The organism is Okeania sp. KiyG1 (assembly GCF_014132355.1).
Taxonomy (GTDB): Bacteria; Cyanobacteriota; Cyanobacteriia; order Cyanobacteriales; family Microcoleaceae; genus Okeania.
The window spans coordinates 44,388-65,225 of sequence record NZ_BLZO01000080.1; the positions used below are offsets into that span (position 1 = coordinate 44,388).

The 20,838-nt window shown below is 40.0% G+C and carries 11 protein-coding genes and 1 pseudogene; 4 read left to right on the plus strand and 8 right to left on the minus strand.

Features of this window, described 5'->3' with window-relative positions; genetic code table 11:
* Nucleotides 1-75 precede the first annotated feature (75 nt).
* The 3 genes from SAGCYANO_RS17225 to xseA all read right to left on the minus strand — a co-directional run bounded on the left by SAGCYANO_RS17225 (nucleotide 76) and on the right by xseA (nucleotide 1,948).
* The gene (locus SAGCYANO_RS17225) at nucleotides 76-303 is read right to left on the minus strand and encodes a hypothetical protein (RefSeq protein WP_202221204.1); all 228 of its coding nucleotides are present in this window, start codon (nucleotides 301-303) and stop codon (nucleotides 76-78) included.
* A gap of 41 nt (nucleotides 304-344) precedes the next feature.
* Nucleotides 345-542, minus strand: a complete 198-nt coding sequence (xseB, locus tag SAGCYANO_RS17230; RefSeq protein ID WP_202221205.1) for an exodeoxyribonuclease VII small subunit — start codon at nucleotides 540-542, stop codon at nucleotides 345-347.
* A gap of 239 nt (nucleotides 543-781) precedes the next feature.
* Nucleotides 782-1,948 (minus strand): exodeoxyribonuclease VII large subunit, encoded by a 1,167-nt coding sequence (gene xseA, locus SAGCYANO_RS17235; protein WP_202221206.1) that lies wholly within the window; start codon nucleotides 1,946-1,948, stop codon nucleotides 782-784.
* A 995-nt stretch (nucleotides 1,949-2,943) separates the two neighbouring features.
* Here xseA and SAGCYANO_RS17240 point away from each other — a divergent pair.
* Nucleotides 2,944-3,540, plus strand: coding sequence for a pentapeptide repeat-containing protein (locus tag SAGCYANO_RS17240; protein ID WP_202221207.1), 597 nt, complete (start codon nucleotides 2,944-2,946; stop codon nucleotides 3,538-3,540).
* Between the two features lie 34 nt (nucleotides 3,541-3,574).
* A complete protein-coding gene (locus SAGCYANO_RS17245) occupies nucleotides 3,575-3,904 on the plus strand; it encodes a DUF559 domain-containing protein (RefSeq protein ID WP_202221208.1) in 330 nt (109 codons plus the stop codon).
* Nucleotides 3,905-4,520: 616 nt separating this feature from the next.
* Here the strand turns inward: SAGCYANO_RS17245 and SAGCYANO_RS50415 are convergent.
* Nucleotides 4,521-5,357: pseudogene (locus SAGCYANO_RS50415) on the minus strand (choice-of-anchor L domain-containing protein); the annotation flags it as partial.
* A gap of 2,256 nt (nucleotides 5,358-7,613) precedes the next feature.
* Between SAGCYANO_RS50415 and crtD the strand changes: the two are divergent.
* Entirely contained in the window at nucleotides 7,614-9,137 is a 1,524-nt protein-coding gene (crtD, locus tag SAGCYANO_RS17255; RefSeq protein ID WP_202221210.1) for a C-3',4' desaturase CrtD, read from the plus strand.
* 488 nt (nucleotides 9,138-9,625) lie between these two features.
* On the opposite strand, the gene SAGCYANO_RS17265 is transcribed toward crtD, so the two are convergent.
* Together SAGCYANO_RS17265 and SAGCYANO_RS17270 are read right to left on the minus strand one after the other, a co-directional pair.
* Nucleotides 9,626-9,796 (minus strand): hypothetical protein, encoded by a 171-nt coding sequence (locus tag SAGCYANO_RS17265; protein WP_202221212.1) that lies wholly within the window; start codon nucleotides 9,794-9,796, stop codon nucleotides 9,626-9,628.
* 205 nt (nucleotides 9,797-10,001) lie between these two features.
* Complete coding sequence (locus SAGCYANO_RS17270; protein ID WP_202221213.1) at nucleotides 10,002-10,403, minus strand: CU044_2847 family protein; 402 nt, start codon at nucleotides 10,401-10,403, stop codon at nucleotides 10,002-10,004.
* 230 nt (nucleotides 10,404-10,633) lie between these two features.
* Between SAGCYANO_RS17270 and SAGCYANO_RS17275 the strand changes: the two genes are divergently transcribed.
* The gene (locus tag SAGCYANO_RS17275; protein ID WP_202221214.1) at nucleotides 10,634-15,457 is read left to right on the plus strand and encodes a caspase family protein; all 4,824 of its coding nucleotides are present in this window, start codon (nucleotides 10,634-10,636) and stop codon (nucleotides 15,455-15,457) included.
* A 105-nt stretch (nucleotides 15,458-15,562) separates the two neighbouring features.
* On the opposite strand, the gene SAGCYANO_RS17280 is transcribed toward SAGCYANO_RS17275, so the two are convergent.
* Nucleotides 15,563-17,755 (minus strand): choice-of-anchor Q domain-containing protein, encoded by a 2,193-nt coding sequence (locus tag SAGCYANO_RS17280; protein WP_202221215.1) that lies wholly within the window; start codon nucleotides 17,753-17,755, stop codon nucleotides 15,563-15,565.
* An 898-nt stretch (nucleotides 17,756-18,653) separates the two neighbouring features.
* The gene (locus SAGCYANO_RS17285; RefSeq protein WP_202221216.1) at nucleotides 18,654-20,228 is read right to left on the minus strand and encodes a choice-of-anchor Q domain-containing protein; all 1,575 of its coding nucleotides are present in this window, start codon (nucleotides 20,226-20,228) and stop codon (nucleotides 18,654-18,656) included.
* Nucleotides 20,229-20,838: the final 610 nt, after the last annotated feature.

Consider the following 20,838-nt stretch of genomic DNA (forward strand, 5'->3'; position numbering starts at 1 on the left):
CAACTGTATCTCACGCTTTTTGAGAAACGCTATATAGCAATTCCCAAAAAGAGTGAGGTACAAAATTTGTTGGTTCTAGGGAACAGGGAACAGGGAACAGAAGACAAATAAAGAACGGAGACACGGGGACGCGGTGACGCGGTGACACGGTGACACGGTGACACGGTGACACCCCATCTCCCCATCTCCCCATCTCCCCATCTCCCCATCTCCCCATCTCCCCATCTCCCCATCTCCCCATCTCCCCATCTCCCCATCTCCCCATCTCCCCATCTCCCCATCTCCCCCTCTCCGTGTCCTCAATAACCCCCTCTCCGCGGCAAAATCCTTGTGTGCCATACCTCCTAAAAATCATCATCTAAAGTTTCAATTAATAAATTCATTTGTTCCTGACCTTGAGTAAGAAAAGCTTCACATTTTTGCAAATCTTCCACAGCAAGAGAAAACTTTTCAAACACTTCCTCTAATGTTAATTCCCCCGATTCAATTTCAGCAATAATTTCTTCAAGATTAATAACAGTTTCCTCATAATCAAATTCCATTTTTTTACTCCAGACTCTCAGATTCAAAAATATCGTAAGTATTCAGCTACTTAGCTGTCAGCTATCAGCAACAAGACTCTCTCTTTCAGGACAGTGTTTAAATTAATATAGACTTTAAGGGCAAGGAAGGGAGCCAAATTTTGTAATAAGACAATTAATAAAGCTTTTATCCTAAACTAAGAGCAATAGCTGATAGCTGATAGCTGATGGCTGTTTGCGCAGCATTCCGGAGGAAATGCTTACAAAATATCCATAATTTTAACTTTTACCTTACCACTATTTAGCTGAATAATCAATTCTTGCCCAGTTGTTAAATCTGCCGTTGAATTTACTAACTTACCATCATTTTCTTGCACCACTGCGTAACCCCTAGATAAAACTGCTTTAGGATTAAGTGCTGCTAACTTTTGCCTTAACATCTGACATTTAACAGTTGCCTTGTCTAAAGTCCTGGCAGTTTGGGGGATATTTTTTAATCGATTTTTCAGAGAGTTTAAACTTGCATTTTCCTCATTAAACCTAGTTTTCAAAGCATCAATAATTCTTTCAACTCTTTGACAATGTTCTTCATAAAATTGATTTTTGTCTGGCACAACTTTTTCTGCTGCTGCAGTAGGAGTATGAGCCGAATAATCTGCCACTAAATCTGCTAAAGTTTCATCTCTTTGATGACCAATACCCGTAATAATTGGAATTCCACAATCAGCAATAACTCGGACAACTCTTTCATCATTAAAACAGGATAAATCTTCTACTGCTCCACCACCTCTAGCTAAAATTATTACTTCGGCACGTCCGTCTAATTCTACTTTTTTTATAGCTTCAACTATGGCAGGAGGAGCAAATTCTCCTTGTACAAAAGTTGGCGATAATAATATTTTTACCAGAGGATAACGTTGTTTAATTGTCCGTTGAATATCTCCCCAAGCAGCAGCAGTATCCGAGGTAACTACAGCAATTATTTTAGGAAATTTGGGGAGAGCGCGCTTATTTTCTCGATCGAATAAACCTTCTGCTTCTAGACGAGAACGAAGTTGTAAATAACGGATATTTTGTATGCCTTCTCCGGCAAGAGAAACAGTATTAACTATTAGTTTATAGTCCCCCCTAGGAGGATAGAGACTGATTCTACCTGTGACAATTATTTGTTCTCCTTTTTCAGGTTGATGATGAATATTTTTGAGAGTATTTCTCCAAATAGCACAGGTAATAGAGGCAGAATTATCTGGTTCAGAAAGTGTGAAATATAAGTTTCCTGAATTGAGCTTGGCGCTAGAGACTTCTCCGATAACTGATATTTGTTGAAGTTGGTAGTCTTCTTCTAAAATATCTTTGATATAAAAGGTAATTCCTGCAACTGATAGGGGAGATTCTTCGATGAATTGTTCGGGAATATTTGCAGTCATTGATGATAGTTTGATTTACTTCGTTATTGTAGGTAGAGCTTACAATAGATGGAAGTCAGATGTCAAAAAATCAGTATGATAGTAAGCATTTAGCTATCAGCTAGCCTCCTATGGTCGGAACTGCGTTATCAGCTATCAGCTATTACTTTTGGTACGCCATCAAAGCTTTATTGAACCAGAATAAATCTTACTACAAAGTTATTGTATACATTCAGCAACACCTTATTTTTTTAGGATAAGCTGTTGTTTGCCTCGCTCAACGGAAAACCATTATTACTTCTGACTTCTAACTTCTGACTTGCTAATACGCATTTTAAATGCGTATTAGCTTAATCCTACCAAACTAAAATCCGCATTAATGGGCAATTAAAACCAGTTTTTTTACCAAATAATTAAGGTTTAAAGCCTCTCCTTTAAAGGAGAAACAATGAATTAATTTTCCTTTTATTCAATCCTCTTCCTTTTAGGGAGAGGTAATGATCAATTATCCATTATCCATTATCCATTATTTAAGATAGTCTTTTTGAGAAAAACATTACTTCCAAATTTTAAATTTCATTTGTTTCCGGGTTGAAACGAGCAATAATTCTATACTCAATTTATTCTGATTTTTGTTCTGGATATGGAGTGCATTTATTGAGATAAAAAATATCTCCAATCCGGTCATATTCAAAAGTTAATTTCGAGTCCATATAATTTCTCCTTGAGTGATTTTGGGGATAAAGAAGAAAGAAGAAAGAAGAAAGAAAGAAGAAGGAAGAAGAAAGAAGGAAAGTACATGAATCTATAGATCGATACCTTATGAGTTTTGGTCTTATCTGTTTGCGCAGCATGACCTAGGAAACTGTATTGAGTCATGAATGACGCTTTGGTTGGCATTATTATTTTACTCAAACGTTATAGTTTTGTCAGAGCGATCGCTATGAGAATAAAAATATTATTGGTTTGGCTTTTGGAATTATAATATAGTAGTTCTTAATAATCTGAGATTTGATATGAATGCTGAAGAACTTTTGAGGCGTTATGCTAGTAGGGAAAGAGATTTTGAGAATGTAGATTTGAGTGGTATTGATTTGAGCAATGTTGACTTAAGTGATGCAAAATTTATTTATGCCAACTTTGTTAGGACTAAGTTAATTAATGCGAACTTGACTAATACCAAATTGGATGCTGCCTTATTGCACGGTATCGAATTAAGGAATGCTAATTTAAGAGATGCTGACTTACTGTGGGTTAACTTAACTCTTGCTGATTTGAGTGAAGCTAACTTAAGTAACACTAGATTATATGATGCTTCTTTATGCGATGCAAACTTAACAAAAGCAAACCTCCAAAATGCCGATTTAACCAATGCTAACTTAGCTTGTGCAGACCTCACAGAAGCAGACTTAACTAATGCTGATTTAACCAATGCCAACTTAGGAGGTGCAGATTTAACAAAAGCCAGATTATATAATGCTAATATTACAGGAACTATTCTTGATTCCTTACCATTAAATAACGGTAGATTTAAAAGTATAAAAATAGACGATATTATCACATGGGAACATCTCAGTTTTCGTTCTCAATCAGAAGTTAAAATAGCAGAATAACTCGACAAAAGAAACTTACTTTTTTTTCCCAATAGTGCCGCCCGTCTCACTACAAAAAAAAGGTCGTGCAAATAAAGAACCAGATTTTCTAATTTCCTACAAAACCACCAAAGGATTTAAGTGGGCAATTCTCGAAGTTGATGGTTTCTATCATACACCTAAAAGACGAGCAGAAGAGCAAGAAAGAGAAAGAGACTTTGAGCGGAATGGTGTAAGAATTTATCGGTTTGACTCCAAAAAATGTTACAGAGAACCCAATAAAGTTGTGGATGAATTTTTAGAACTATTAAAAATCAAAATTAATATCTATTTTATTTATTTTTTCTTGAACAAAGTCCAGCAAAACCGACTCCTAACAAACTAATAACTAAAGACGGTTCAGGAATATCTTGGACATCTTTAATAGAAGTATCAGGTTCTGGGGTTGGTTCTGAGGTGAGTTCTGAGATTGCTTCAGGTTCTGAGGTGAGTTCTGAGATTGCTTCAGGTTCTGGGGTTGGTTCTGAGGTGAGTTCTGAGATTGCTTCAGGTTCTGAGGTGAGTTCTGAGATTGCTTCAGGTTCTGGGGTTGGTTCTGAGGTGAGTTCTGAGATTGCTTCAGGTTCTGAGGTTGGTTCTGATGTTGGTTCAGGTCCTGATGTTGGTTCTGAGGTGAGTTCTGAGATTGCTTCAGGTTCTGAGGTTGGTTCTGATGTTGGTTCAGGTCCTGATGTTGGTTCTGAGGTGAGTTCTGAGATTGCTTCAGGTTCTGAGGTTGGTTCTGATGTTGGTTCAGGTCCTGATGTTGGTTCTGAGGTGGGTTCTGATGTTGCTTCAGGTTCTGGGGTTGGTTCTGAGGTGAGTTCTGAGATTGCTTCAGGTTCTGAGGTGGGTTCTGATGTTGGTTCAGGTCCTGATGTTGGTTCTGAGGTGGGTTCTGATGTTGCTTCAGGTTCTGGGGTTGCTTCTGAGGTTGGTTGTGATCTTGGTTCAGGTCCTGGGGTTGGTTCTGAGGTGGTTTCTGAGTCTTCAAGCATATCTGAAAAGCTGTTTGCTTTAATAAATACAGCAGAATCGTAAAAAGCATCACCAGCATCAGCGATCGCTAATCTAATCTTGTGAGTTCCAGCACTAAGTCCTAGTGCTTGTGCAGTAAATACATTAGTGAAGCCATCATATTCTAGATCGAAAAATGGTCCACCCTCACTAGGGTCATTATTGTTGAAAAATTGTGGGTTACTAGCATCAGTTCCCAGTGGTTTACCTCCATTAACTGTATTGATAGCAACTGGAGTAGATGTACCAGGAATTAGAGCAATATTGGTTCCATTTAAGAAGAAGCCAAAGACATCATTGAATTTAGAGTTTGTCCATTCTACATACTCTTCAGAGGCAAATACATAATCAAAGAAAACATCCCCTCCTTCACTTTCAAAGTCAAATTCCAGAATGGTTGCATCAAAAGTTGTTTGCTCTTCAGGAATCAACCCATCTAAGTCTGAATCTCCAGGTAATTTATTGTCGGTAGTTTTCCTATCTGACTCATTAGGACCTTTAGCATCTATAGCTTGACCTGTAGTGATAACAATACCACTATCAATACCAATACCAGATGATAATCCATCAGTGAAGGTTCCAGAAGCACCAGAAGCACCTATATAATTGATAGAATCTGGTACAATTGTAATCCCACTGCCGAGGACTTCATTGAGCAAATCATTGCCATTACTGGTGGGAGTTATGGAAATTGCCTGAGCTACTGTTGTACCACTAAGAGTAACGAAAGCTGTTCCGGCGAGAGTCGTGGCAAATTTTTTGATGAGTTTGGAAATAGTCATAGCTTGATGTCTCCTGAAACATAAAATTTTTAATAAGTTGGGAATTAGTTAACATTTGAGCGCTTTGTTGAATTTTTTTGTCTTATCCTCAAGACATTACGATAGCTTTTACTTTTCAGACCCATAGTGCTGTCTTGAGAAGATGCAAAATTTACCGACTCAGTCAATAAAACATATCGGTAGCAATGATAAATATAGTTAAATTTTTGATGACTGCCTTAAAGTGTTTGTGCGATTAATAGCTATTTTTACAGCCCTCGAAGTTGCTGTAACTGCTAAGATCGCAAACTCAATTTTGATACTTTAATAGTCTTACAGAATAATTTGGGAGTGGTGGGGAAAAAATGTGTTGTGCTGTATCTTAAAATAATTGAAAAACCTAATCCTCTAACCACCCCAGGGAAGAGAGTTATAGCACTCGCAAAGTAATAAGATATCAGCTTCATCATTAATATTTTGGTCTTATTATCCTTTTTAGCATATATACGGATAAACCGCATTACTTTTGACTTGATTTTGAGTGGTTTTACAGAATCTTCATAATAAACTGCTAATTTAATGAAAAAATCTTATGATGTACCAGGAAAAATATTTAAGTAATGGTCATCAATATTTCGATTGCTTTATTATTTTTACCATAATATACGGATAAATTGAATTAGTTTTGACTAAATTTTGAGTGGTTTTACAGAATCTTCATAAAAAGCTGCTAACTTAATGAAAAAAATCCTATGATACACCGGGAAAAATATTTAAGTAATAGTCATAAATATTTCAATTGCTTTATTTTTCTACCACAGTATACAGATAAACCGCATTACTTTTGACTACATTTTGAGTGGTTTTACAGAATCTTCATAAAATAGTTAGTTCGATCTAAATATTTCTGTAATTACGCGGAGGTGTAAAATCAACTTGATTATTCATATTCTCAAATGAATGCGTGAATAATTCTTATTTGTGAACACTTTGAATGCCTTGATAGAATCTTCATAAAAAAGTTAGTTCAATCCAAATATTTCTGTAATTATGCGGTTGTATCAAATCAACCGATATCGGACATCATCCGGATGGTTTTAGCAACTATTATTCTTTGTCAATACTTGAGTTAGCAATGCTTTGAATGAAGCTTAAAGAAAGAGTCAGTAGTTAAGAAAAAGAATTAATTCCTGCACATTAATCCCCCTATTAATACTAAATCTGTTTATCGCTCTATTTCTTGACTACAAAGGTAAAGTTGGAGGCGGCTATGCTGAAAAGTTAAGGGGGTAATAGAAAAGTATCTTTGTTCTGCGGACTTGGTATAGCGCTACACGCAAGTCAAAAGTCAAAAATTAAAAGTCAAAAGTTAAAAGTCAAAAGTGATACCTGATAATTGTTTGAGCGTTTATCAATCTCCGCAGTTAAAAGTCAAAATTAAAAAGTCAAAAGTTAAAAGTGATACCTGACACTTGTTTGAGCGTTTATCAACCTCCGCAGTCAAAATTAAAAAGTCAAAAGTTAAAAGTGATACCTGACACTTGTTTGAGCGTTTATCAACCTCCGCAGTTAAAAGTCAAAAGTCAAAAGTCAAAAGTCAAAAGTGATACCTGACACTTGTTTGAGCGTTTATCAACCTCCGCAGTTAAAAGTCAAAAGTTAAAAGTCAAAAGGCAAAAGTCAAAAGTGATACCTGACACTTGTTTGAGCGTTTATCAACCTCCGCAGTTAAAGGTCAAAAGTTAAAAGTCAAAAGTCAAAAGTTAAAAGTTAAAAGTAATACCTGACACTTGTTTGAGCGTTTATCAACCTCCGCAGTTAAAGGTCAAAAATCAAAAGTCAAAGGTTAAAAGTAATACCTGACCCTCCTTTGAGCGTTTATCAACCTCCGCAGTTAAAAGTTACAAAAAGCCGATGGTTGTGCGTCAAGAAAGTGTGGTTGGAGGGTGGGGACCCACCCCTAACCCCTCCCTGGAGGGGAATGTGGGAAGTGTGGGGAGATCTCAGATGAAACTCTTTCAAAGCAAGAAACCCTTGTCTCAATCTTAACTGGAATGACTATACCTGTATCTTTTCCTAACTTTTTGGTCCAAGAAGCTTAAATATTTGCACCCCCTTCGCAGCCAAAATGCGCTCAACCTTTATATCTCAGTGCTTTTAGATTAGATTCCCACTTTTGCAAACCTTACTTATCCCACACTTTACGCTCTGCACAACCAAGCCGATGAAATGATAGATTATATTAATATTTAATTAAGAAATATTAATATCAATTCTATGTCCTCTAAAAAGACTATACAAAAATCAAAAATTGTGGTATGTGGTGCTGGTATTGGTGGCCTAACAGCAGGAGCATTGCTGGCCCACAAAGGCTATCAAGTCCACATATTCGACCAAGCGGTCGTCCCTGGTGGCTGCGCTTCCACTTTTAAACGACGTGGTTTTACTTTCGATGTTGGTGCAACTCAAGTGGCAGGTTTAGAAACAGGTGGTATTCATCACCGGATTTTCTCTGAGTTAGAAATCGACATTCCGAACGCCACCAACTGCGACCCTTCCTGTGCCGTATTTCTACCAGGAGAAACTCAACCTATTAATGTTTGGCGCGACCCCAAAAAATGGCAACAAGAGAGACTTAGTCAATTTCCCGGTTGTGAACCTTTTTGGCAACTAATGACAAAATTATTTGAGGTAAGTTGGAAATTTCAAGGGCGAGACCCAGTTTTACCACCGCGCAATATTTGGGATATGTGGCAGTTAGCAAAAGCAGTACGTCTGGATACTTTGATTACAGTGCCATTTACTTTGATGACGGTAGCAGATGCGTTACGGTTGTATGGTTTGAATGATAATCTACGGTTGAAAACATTTCTAGATTTACAACTGAAACTTTACTCTCAAGTAGGTACAGAGGAAACCGCTCTACTTTATGCTGCTACCGCTTTAGCTGTTTCCCAAGCTCCCCAAGGTTTGTATCATCTTGAGGGAAGTATGCAGGTGTTAAGCGATCGCCTAGTTACAGCCTTAGAAAGAGACGGAGGCAAACTCTTGATGGGTCATACAGTGGAACAGATATATATAGATAAGGGTAAAGCTACTGGTGTCAAAGTCAAAAATCAAAAAACTGGAGAAACTTGGGTAGAAACTGCCGACCATATTGTGGCTAATGTCACTGTGGAAAACTTAGTGAAGTTAGTGGAAGATGAAAATCAGACCTCACACCCAATACCCGGTTACAAACGCCGAGTGAATAAACTCCCTTCACCATCAGGTGCATTTGTGATTTATTTGGGAGTAGATGAAAGTGCTATTCCAGAAGACTGTCCGCCTCATTTGCAGTTTTTCTACAATTATGACGGTCCCATTGGAGAAAATAATTCTTTGTTTGTATCAGTGAGTCATCCAGGAGACGGTCGCGCTCCCACAGGTAAGGCAACAATTACAGCTTCGAGTTTTACCGATACTCAGATGTGGAGACATTGCAAAGATTATCAGGGGTTGAAGCAGCAATATACTGAGGAAGCGATCGCTCGTTTGAGTAAATATTTTTATTTAAAACCAGAAACAATAGTTCATCAAGAAGCTGCTACACCTCGTACTTTTGTTAAATTTACAGCAAGGGAGGAAGGTGTTGTGGGTGGTGTCGGTCAGCGTCTTTCCACTTTCGGACCTTTTGGATTTGCCAATCGTACTCCCATTCAGGATTTATGGTTGGTAGGAGATTCAACTCATCCGGGAGAGGGTACCGCAGGAGTGTCTTATTCAGCATTAACTGTGGTGCGACAGATTGAGTGCTTGTAGAGGAGTGGGGGAGGGCTGTTTCATTCTCGATAGACACGGGGACACGGAGACACGGGGACACGGAGACACGGGGACACGGAGACACGGAGACACGGAGATAGAGGCTTTTAAGTGGCGTTGAACCAAATATTCTCTCAGAGCTTAAAGACGCTTATTAGCTGAAAAATAGGCAAATTTTGGTAAATTTTCCTATCCTCCTATCCCCATTACCGAAAAATTTTGGGTATGCGCCTCCCCTTTTAAGGGGATAAAAAAAAGAACATATTCCTTATTTCAAGCCTCTTGCTTTCCTAGGTCATGCTTCGCAAACAGCTAGAGTTACTGATAACTGATAACTGATAACTGAAATGACTCCCATTCTCCCGCTCATCGTTAACTTGCGATACTTTGAAATAGCCCTGGGGGAGTGGGGGAGTGTATTGTGATTATTTTTGTTACCTACGGCAGTGGGAGCATCTTGCTCCCGTCTCATTCGATACCAGCGGACATCATATAACATTCAAAAATGCTCCATCTTCAACCATTACCAAATATTTCTCGATATTCCCCTCCTCGGAGGGGTTAGGGGTGGGTTCCCATCCCCCCACCTCCCTATTCCCCCATCTCCCTATCCCCCCATCCCCCCATCTCCCCATCTCCCCATCTCCCCATCCCCCCATCTCCCTATCCCCCCATCTCCCTATCTCCCCACCCTCCCCATATATTTTTAAATAGATCCCAAATGGGTTCTATATATGGTGGAAAACCTAAAATAGAGTTAGTGGAATTAAAATAGCGATCGCTTAACTCATCAGACGTTCGATGGAACTTCCCTACAAGGATTTTTGTTCTTAAGAGTGTGTTCCATCTTGCGGAAAACTGCTATTATCTTGTTTCTTCAACTTGCTTAGGAAGCGAACATTCAACTGTCACCTTGAGATTACTTTTAGCAGTACCTTTGGTTACATAGGGAATACCAGCTTCTCCACCCAATTCAATGCCGAATTCTAGGGTGACTTTCTCTACATTGGGTATTCTCTTTTTCTTAAAAGCATTTAAACCAATAATAGTATAAGCCCGGATCGTACTTTCAATTATCTGGGCGTGTTGTATTAGTTGCTGTTTTAGCTTTTCAGGACTTATACCCTTGTCTGTCAGGGCTTCTTCTTCGTTCTCTTCTTCTGCTAAATTTTCTGGACTGTTTACTTCAGGAATGTCCAAATCTTCTGTAGCTTCAACGTAAATAGTTGTACCGTCCTCTAGTTGAATTGGGGTTAGTTGTGTCATAATGTAGTATAATTTGAGTTAAAGTATTTACCAAAAATATAATGGTAATATAGAATCCGAATAATCACTATACTCAAGTCATTGCGACTGGAACGGAGTGGAAGGAAGCAATCTTAGGGGTGCGCGGAGATTGCTTCCTATCGTCGCAATGACGACTCTTCAGCCAGATTCCATATAAGACTATTGTATGCCTCTTGAGTAACCATTTATCTAAAAAAAAGCTTGTTGTTATGAGTCGAGATGCTTTAATAATTGGAATTAATACCTACACCTACGAACGTCTCAATAATTTAACTGCACCTGGGCAAGATGCAGAAGTTGTAGCCAAATTACTGGAAAATTATGGGGACTTTAAAGTAACGCGACTTCCTGCGGTTAAGGATAAACAGAATAATACCATTCGTGTTGGTCAAAAAACCAAGGTTACTCTAACCCAGTTGGAAGACAAAATAATACAATTATTTATGCCTGATGGAAAACCACCAGATACAGCTCTCCTCTATTTTTCTGGCCACGGTTTACGAAAAAGCAAGGGACGGATACAAGAAGGTTTTTTGGCAAGTAGTGATGCAAATCCAGACATGGGTAACTGGGGTTTACGCTTAAAATGGCTGCGGGAACTGTTACAAGAAAGTGAAGTACGGCAGCAGATAATTATTTTAGATTGTTGTTATGCTGGAGAAGTCCTCAATATTGCAGAAGCAGACCCCGGAGATAGAGGTAAAGGCAGAGATAGGTGTTTTATTGCTGCTTCTCGTGCTTTTGAAGTTGCTTTTGAGGAAGTTGGTAGTAATCATAGTGTTCTCACGGCAGCACTTATCAAAGGATTGGAACCTAAACAAGACCGATGGGTGACTAATTACACTGTGATTGATTCACTTAATCAAGAACAGAATACCTTTCCTCAACGTCCGATTTTTAGTAATTCTGGGGAACCAATTAATCTTACCCATAGGTTTGCAGCACCAATTAATATCCCTGCTCAATCAGGAAAAGGTATTTGTCCTTACAAAGGTTTGGCTTATTTTGATTGTACAGAAGAGGATGCCAAGTATTTCTATGGACGTACTGCTCTAACTGATGAATTATTAGAAAAGGTGCGTGCTGGTAATTTTCTGGCTGTCTTGGGTGCTTCGGGTAGTGGTAAATCTAGTGTTGTTAGGGCAGGATTGTTATATCAGTTACAGTTGGGAAGGCGGTTATCTGGTAGTGAAAGTTGGCAGATTAAAATATTCCAACCAGGCGAACATCCCCTAAATTCTCTAGCACTCACTTTTTTAGATTCTGAGTTATCTGATATTGAACGCGCTACCCAATTAGCTAAAGCTGAGGAATTGATAAAAAAAGGTTCTGAAGGTTTGAGACAAATAATTTCTGTGGCGAATACACGGAAACTGGTGCTGGTAGTAGATCAATTTGAAGAAGCTTTTACCTTATGTCAGGATACCTCAGAACGTCAGGAGTTTTTTGCCTGCTTGTTTGATGCTTTACCGAAAACGGATAAACTCTGTTTAGTCTTGACAATGCGGGCAGATTTTTTTAGTAAATGTATTGAACAGGAATATAGCGGACTCGCACAACTGATGCAGCAACATGGTGTTGTTGTGATGGGAATGTCGGAAGAGGAGTTAAGAAAAGCAATTGTAGAACCAGCAAAACAGGTAGAATTGGAAATTGAGCCAGCACTGGTGGAACAAATACTGGCAGATGTAGCGGATGCTCCAGGGTATCTGCCATTGTTACAATATACACTGACACGGTTGTGGGAGGAAAGAACCGATAATTGTTTGCGACTCAACACTTATGTTAAATTGGGTGGTGTGATGGGAACATTGCGTCAACGTGCTGATGAGGTGTATGAGGGATGTTCTGAAGAGGAAAAAGCAGCAGTGCGACATATTTTTCTAGAATTAACGCAGTTGGGGGAGGGTACAGAGGATACCCGCAGAAGAGTATTGCAGCCGAATTTAGTTAATGGGCGTTATGGAGAAAAACTGATTGAGACTGTAGTTCAGAAGTTGGCTGATGAAAAGTTGGTTGTGACGACTGAAATGGTAGGTAAAGGAGGAGCAGAGAGAGTTGCAGTGGTGGATGTGGCACATGAAGCTTTGATTCGTCACTGGAGTCTATTGCGGAGTTGGGTGAGTGAAAACCGCGATGCAATTAGAATCAAGCGTAAGATTGAGATGGCGGCTCAAGAGTGGAAACATGAAGGGAAGCCAGAAGAAATGGCTTTTTTACTGCAAGGGGCAAAATTAATTAATGCTGAGGATTATCTCAATCAATATCCCACTCAGGATCTACTTAATAGTGATGCACAAGAACTTATTAAGGTTAGTCAAAAAGTCCGCGATCGCATCGAACAAGAAGAGGAACAACGTCAACAGAAACTACTAGAAGAATCCGAAGGCAGACGCAAAGCAGAGGCAGAGGCGCGTCAAGAAGCAGAAAAAAGAGAACAACAACAAGCCAATGCTAACAAAAAACTCCGTCAAAGGGCATGGGCACTTGGGACATCGTTAATATTTGTTGTAGTTGGTGGAGGACTTGCAGGGATTTTCGGCGTACAATCCAGTAAACGGGCACTTAACGCAAAATTCCAAGCAGAAGCTGCGAATATCAAGCATAGACTCTCGGTAGAAGCTACTACAGAAGAATTGCTCCAAGCCATTAACACAACAGCTAAGAGTCAAAAACAGCAAAAAGACTTAAACCCAACGGTGATCAATGAAGTTAATTCTACCTTATTGGCAGCCTTAGATCGGGTCCGAGAAAGGAATAAATTAGAAGGTCATACAGGTCTTGTCTTGGCGATCGCTTTTAGTCCAGATGGCAAACAGATTCTCAGTGGGAGTGGGGACAAAACCTTGCGTTTGTGGGATACAGATTCCGGTCAACTTCTCCATACTTTAGAAGGTCATACAGATAATGTCATCGAGATCGCTTTTAGTCCAGATGGCAAAAAAATTCTCAGTGGGAGTTTGGACAAGACGTTGCGCTTGTGGGATAGAGATTCCGGTCAACTCCTCCATACTTTAGAAGGTCATACAGATAATGTCATCGAGATTGCCTTTAGTCCAGATGGCAAAAAGATTCTCAGTGGGAGTTTGGACAAGACGTTGCGCCTGTGGGATACAGATTCTGGTCAACTTCTCCATACTTTAGAAGGTCATACAAAATCTGTCTATGCGATCGCCTTTAGTCCAGATGGCAAAAAGATTCTCAGTGGGAGTGGGGACAAAACCTTGCGTTTGTGGGATACAGATTCTGGTCAACTTCTCCAAACATTAGAAGGTCATACAGATAATGTCATCGAGATTGCCTTTAGTCCAGATGGTAAACATATTCTCAGTGGGAGTCGTAATGATTTAACTATTACAGGGGATAAAACCTTGCGCTTGTGGGATACAGATTCCGGTCAACTTCTCCATACTTTAGAAGGTCATACAGGTTCTGTCTGGGCGATCGCCTTTAGTCCAGATGGCAAAAAGATTCTCAGTGGGAGTGGGAACATTCTCGGTAGGAGTTTGGACAACACCTTGCGCTTGTGGGATACAAATTCCGGTCAACTTCTCCATACTTTAGAAGGTCATACAGGTCCTGTCTTCCGGGTTGCCTTTAGTCCAGATGGTAAAAAAATTCTCAGTGGGAGTAGAGACAACACCTTGCGTTTGTGGGATAAAAATTCCGGTCAACTTCTCCATACTTTAGAAGGTCATACAGAATCTGTATCGGCGATTGCCTTTAGTCCAGATGGCAAACAGATTCTCAGTGGGAGTAGGGACAACAACTTGCGCTTGTGGGATACAGATTCCGGTCAACTTCTCCATACTTTAGAAAATCACATAGATTCTTTCAATGCAATCGCCTTTAGTCCAGATGGCGAACAGATTCTCAGTGGGAGTAGGAAAAACCCCTTGCCCGTGTCGAATACACATTCAGGTCAACTTCTCCAGAAATTAAAAGGTTATATAAGTGATATCTCGGCGCGCGTGTGGGATAAAGATTCCGGTCAACTTCTCCATAGTTATACTTTAGAAGGTCATACAGAATCTGTATCGGCGATTGCCTTTAGTCCAGATGGCAAGCAAATTCTCAGTGGGGGTGGGGACAAGACCTTGCGCTTGTGGGATACAAATTCCGGTCAACTTCTCCATACTTTAGAAGGTCATACAGGTTCTGTCTCCCGGGTTGCCTTTAGTCAAGATGGTAAAAAGATTCTCAGTGGGTCTGGGGACAAGGCTTTGCGCTTGTGGGATACAGATTCCGGTCAACTTCTCCAGAGTTTAGAAGGTCATACAGCTCCTGTCTATGCGATCGCCTTTAGTCCTGATGGTGAACAGATTCTCAGTGGAAGTTTGGACAAGACTTTGCGCTTGTGGGATACAGATTCCGGTCAACTTCTTCAGAGTTTAGAAGGTCATACAGCTCCTGTCTATGCGATCGCCTTTAGTCCTGATGGTGAACAGATTCTCAGTGGGAGTGAGGACAAGACCTTGCGCTTGTGGGATACAAATTCGGGTGAACTTCTCCAGACTTTAGAAGGTCACATAGATTCTGTCTATAATATTGCCTTTAATCCAGATGGCAAACAGATTCTTAGTGGGAGTGAGGACAAGACCTTGCGCTTGTGGGATACAAATTCGGGTGAACTTCTCCAGACTTTAGAAGGTCACACAGATTCTGTCATGGGGATCGCTTTTAGTCCAGATGGCAAACAGATTCTTAGTGGGAGTAGGGACAAGACTTTGCGCTTGTGGGATACAGATTCTGGTCAACTTCTCCATACTTTAGAAGGTCATACAGAATATGTCTCGGCGATCACCTTTAGTCCAGATGGCAAAGAGATTCTCAGTGTGAGTAGGGACAAGACAGTGCGGTTGTGGTTGGGTTTAAATGGGCAAAATTTGTTAAAAGAGGGATGTAATCAACTACAATTTCATCCTGACCTCGTTAAGCATGATAAAGCAGCAGAAGCTTGTCTCAAGTATGCAGGTTGGGACGATAAAGCCAAAGCGGAATTTCGGGAGAGACAACGTTTGTCTAGAGAATAAGGATCTCCCCGCTCATCCGCTATTCAACCGGACATGATATCAGAATTCCGTTCTGCCTTCTGCCTCCTGCACTCTGCCTTTTCTAATAACAAACGTCTATCAAGTCTATCCTAATAAATGAACGCCACTGATATTACTCCTGCCCAATTCACTAAAAAACTCTTCAAATGTACCTGATGTTGAACGACCCAGAGTATTTGGATTAAAGGCAAATACATCCCTGTTTTTACCTGATACATCAGTTACACCAAAGTTGCCAGTTGTGGACAGAAGTAGTTGCTCTCCATTAATACCGATAGCATCAATGTCTTCACTACCCATGGTAAGCTCTACATCACTACCATCGAATTCAAGAGACCAAGTTCCACGAGTGTTACGGCCTAAAGTATCAGAATTGAAACGTAGTATATCTTCATCTTTACCCCTAACTCCTCGGACTTGAAAGACTCCTAGGGTGGAAATTAGAAGGTCTCCAGTCAGAGGATCGACACTCAGACCATCAATATCTTCACTAGCTTTAGTTAAGCCAACATCTGAACCATCGAAATATAACTCAAAAGATCCCCTACTGTTGTCTCTAGGTGATCTGGGAGTGAATTTAACAATGTCAGAGTCATCTACTACATTTTGAATACCATTGATCCTTTTAGGTCTGTCAAAAGAAAACAGAATCTCATTATTATCAAGTATTTCAAAGGCATCAATCTTAACACCCCGAAGACCAACATCTGAACCATCAAAGAATTTAGTGAAACTCTGGTCAGCTAGATTATACTCAACAATGTCTTCTGGTCTGAAAACAACTCCACCCAGAGTTTGCTTGTTTTTTAGACTAAACAGTAATGATTGAGGATCGGGAGTTAGTAGCTGTTGTTCCTGTACTTCATAAGCACCGATATCTACCCTTCCGTTGACAATGCGATCGAATCCCCGCCCCCGTTGGTCTGACCTTAATCCCCTTGAACCTCTGTTGTTTCCTGCATCAATAGCAATACTACCAGGGAGTAAGGCGTGGGTTTCAGTGGAACCACCGTTATTTTGTAGGGGACCCAAACCAGGATCGCCTGATAAAAATGGATTGTAATTGCCGTCTTCAATCAGGTTGTTGACGTTAGTATCGATCAGGCTATTAGTCAGGACGGCATCCCGACCAGTGCTGTTGGCAATAATGGTATTGGTAAGGTTTGTATTCCCTTCACTAAATAAACCACCTCCACGTCCATCAGCGGAATTACCATAAATGGTGGAATTGGTAATTGTTGCGATACCAGAACTACTGAAAATTCCTCCACCATCAGCGCTATTACCTGCTGTACTGTTATAAGAAATAGTAGAGTTAGCAACGGTTAAATTGCCATTTCTACTGTAAACTCCGCCACCATCTGTTTTATCTAGACCAACTGCTGAATTACCAGATACAGTTGAATTGGTAATTTCTATATCACCATTGCGGCTAAAAATACCGCCTCCATCAGCAGATCCGACCCCACTGGTCATAAATGTCGAATTATCAGCGATGGTTGAGTTTGCGATTGTTGTATTACCGTGGCGATTATAAATACCACCACCGCTACCAAAGGCAGTTCCTTCAACAGCATTGCCAGATATAGTAGAATTAGTCACTGTTATGTCACTATACCAACCGTAAAGTCCACCACCATCACTCAAACCACCAGTGACTTTATTACCGGAAATAGTACTATCAACAACGTTGAGCTGACCATTGCGGATGGATACACCACCACCGTCAGGGTCGTCACCAAAATTTTCTTGAAATTGGGGGTTTCCATCGGCTAAGTCTCCAACCGCTTGATTATTAATAATCTCGGTGTTAATGATATTTAAATTACCATACTCACTGTCGATTCCCCCACCATCAGCAGTAAATATATCGTATTGGCCTTTGATGCCGTTTGAGGTGTTACCAGAGATAATACTGTCTTGAATGGTCAGATTCTCGGAGGTAAAAATTCCTCCCCCACTACCTATTGGATTACCTCCAGTAATGGTCAGGCCATTTATGAACACATTTATCAGATCGTCACTGTCATTATCGATGTTAAAGACCCGGAAGCCATTCTGTTGTGCATCCACTGTCAGCAGATTTGCACCTAATCCATTGATGGTGAGAGAATCGGTGATGGATAATTCTCTACTGGTCAGTCCGATGGTCATTCCTGCGAGGGAACTATCAAAGGTAATGGTATCGGCACCCGGTGTCGCATTTGCCTTGGCAATAGCATTTCGCAGACTGCCATTACCCGCATTCTTGGTGTTGGTAACATTAAAAGTTGCCATAAGATAAGAATCTCCTGTTTATTTTGCCTAACTCGATCTTGATTTAGAGCTTTGTTGGATAACAATACCATCACCCTGATTTACAAGGCTTTTATTAATAATAAAATCTTGTATGACACAGCAAGAAGTTGGAAAGATTCATGCAACAAAGGTTTGGATCTAGTATAATATGAACCCGACCGCTTTTGACTAATTTTTGAGTGGCTTTACAGAATCTTTATAATACATAGATTTTTATCCATAAAAATACGGAACAAAGCATCTATTTTTTACTAAATCTACAGTTTTTTATTAGTCAATCTTCTTCTTTTCAAGGAGAGGTAATAATTAATAATTGGCGTTGGTGAATCAAACTATGAATTAGGGTTTGCTGAAAAAGTCTTTTAGTAGGGGGAGGAGACAGGAGGAACGGGGAATGAGCGAGGAGGTAAAAGTAAGAATTGTCCCAAGATTGTTCTGCTCAACTCTTGCCTAAAATACGCTCGATGCATGAGCATTTTAGACGTGATACCAGGTACTTTTTTCGACCCCAAGACTAAAACCTTTATTTAGCGGTGCTTTTAGATTTAATCAGCAAGCCAGAATTAAGATATTTGGGCGAACCGTAATCAAGATATGTAGGGACGTTGCATAAGGGCGTCCCTACCTATTCCCTAAGCACGAAAATCATAGCTAAATTCACCAACGCCTAATTATTAATTGTTGAAATTATCGCTCACATGATTGATTTAGTTACTCCTAATATCAAATCCGTTTAATTCGGATAAAAAAATGTTCCATCTTCAACCATTACCAAATATTTCCCCATCTCCGCATCTCCGCATCTCCCCATCTCCCCATCTCCCCATCTAATTACACCGATGCTACCGGATTTGATATAAAATGTTGCGCAACTGGTTTACTCAGTGCTGCTACTGTAGTTTACCTTTCTGAAAACGGCTATAAGTAAAAATGCTACAAAAAAAAGGCTGAAAATCATGCCTGATATCAAGTCCGGATAATTAAGACTAAACAATAATGATTGAGGATAGGGAGTTGGTGGTTGTTGTTGCTGTACTTCATAAGCACCGATATCTACCGTACTGTTGATAATGCGATCGAATCCCTGACCCCGTTGGTCGGACCCTAATCCAGTTGCACCTCTGTTGTCTCCTGCATCAATAGCAATACTATTGGAAAGTAAGGCGTGGGTTTCAGTGGAACCACCGTTATTTTGTAGGGGACCTAAACCAGGATCGCCAGATAAAAATGGATTGTAATGACCGTCTTCAATCAGGTTGTTGACGTTAGTATCGATATTGCTATTATTCAGGACAGCATCGCGACCAGTGCTGTTGGCAATAATAGTATTGCTAAGGTTTGTTCTCCCTTCACTAAATAAACCACCTCCACGTCCATCAGCAGAATTACCAGAAATGGTGGAATTGGTAATTGTTGCGATACCAGTACTACTGAAAATACCTCCACCATCCGCGCTATTACCTACTGTACTGTTATAAGAAATAGTAGAATTAACAACGGTTAAATTGCCTTTTTTACTGTAAACTCCACCACCATCTGTTTTATCTAGACCAACTGCTGAATTACCTGAGACCGTTGAATTGGTAATTTCTAGATTGCCATTGCGACTAAAAATACCGCCTCCATCAGCAGACCCGTACTCACTGGTCATTAATGTCGAATTATCAGCGATGGTTGAGTTTGCGATTGTCGTATTACCATGGCGGTTATAAATCCCACCACCGCTACCAAAGGCAGTTCCTTCAAGAGTATTGCCAGAAATAGTAGAATTAGTAATCGTTATGTCACTATACAAACTGTTAATCCCACCACCATCACTTGTACCACCAGTGACTTTATTACCGGAAATAGTGCTATCAACAACGTTGAGCTGACCATTGAAGATGGATACACCACCACCGTCAGGATCGTCACCAAAATTCTTTGGATGTTGGGGGTTTCCATAGGTTAATTGTCCCTTAACTTCATTGTTAATAATATCCGTGTTGATGATAGTTAAATTACTATCGTAGCTTTCAATTCCGCCACCATCAAAGAATTTTTCAAATTGGTCTTCGATGCTGATTGAGGTATTGCCGAATATGATACTGTCTTTAACGGTCAGATTTTCGGAGGTGGAAATTCCACCGCCACCACCACCTATGGGATTACCTCCAGTAATGGTTAAGCCATCTATGAACACATCAATCAGATTGTTACTGTGATTATCTATATTGAAGACTCGAAAGCCATTCTGTTGTGCATCCACTGTCAGCATATTTGCACCTAATCCATTGATGGTGAGAGAATCGGTGATGGATAATTCTCCACTGGTCAGTCTGATGGTCATTCCTGTGAGGGAGCTATCAAAGGTAATGGTGTCAGCATCCGGTGTCGCATTTGCTATGGCAATAGCATCTCGCAGACTGCCATTACCCGAATCCATGGTGTTGGTTACATTAAAAGTTGCCATAAAATTAGAATCTCCTGTTTATTTTGCCTAACTCGATCTTACAGCAGTTTTCTAGTTGATGAGGTACAAAGTTTTATTGCTCTAGGGAATAGGGAACAGGGAACAGGGAACAGAAAATATAAGAATAGTCGGTAGTGCGTCAAGGAAGGGTGGGAAGTGTGGGGAGGGTGGGAAGTAGAAGGAATAATTGTACCTGTATCTTTATTGTGCAAGTCTGTCACTGATCATAGCTTTTGGCGATTATTGATAGAATATCAATACTATTGTCCAATAGTTATTGCTCTGCTGATTAAACCTCAAAGCTTTTACAGGTAAAAGTTTCAGTCTTTTTCTGTAAAACATTGTTGATGAGGTACAAAGTTTTATTGCTCTAGGGAATAGGGAACAGGGAACAGGGAACAGAAAATATAAGAATAGTCGGTAGTGCGTCAAGGAAGGGTGGGAAGTGTGGGGAGGGTGGGAAGTAGAAGGAATAATTGTACCTGTATCTTTTTGTGCAAGTCTGTGAGTGATCATAGCTTTTATAGTTTTAAAGGCTGAAAAATTTGCACTTTTTTCCCGACAAAAATCCGAAAAACTCACTCTTTACAGTGCTATAGGATGATTATTA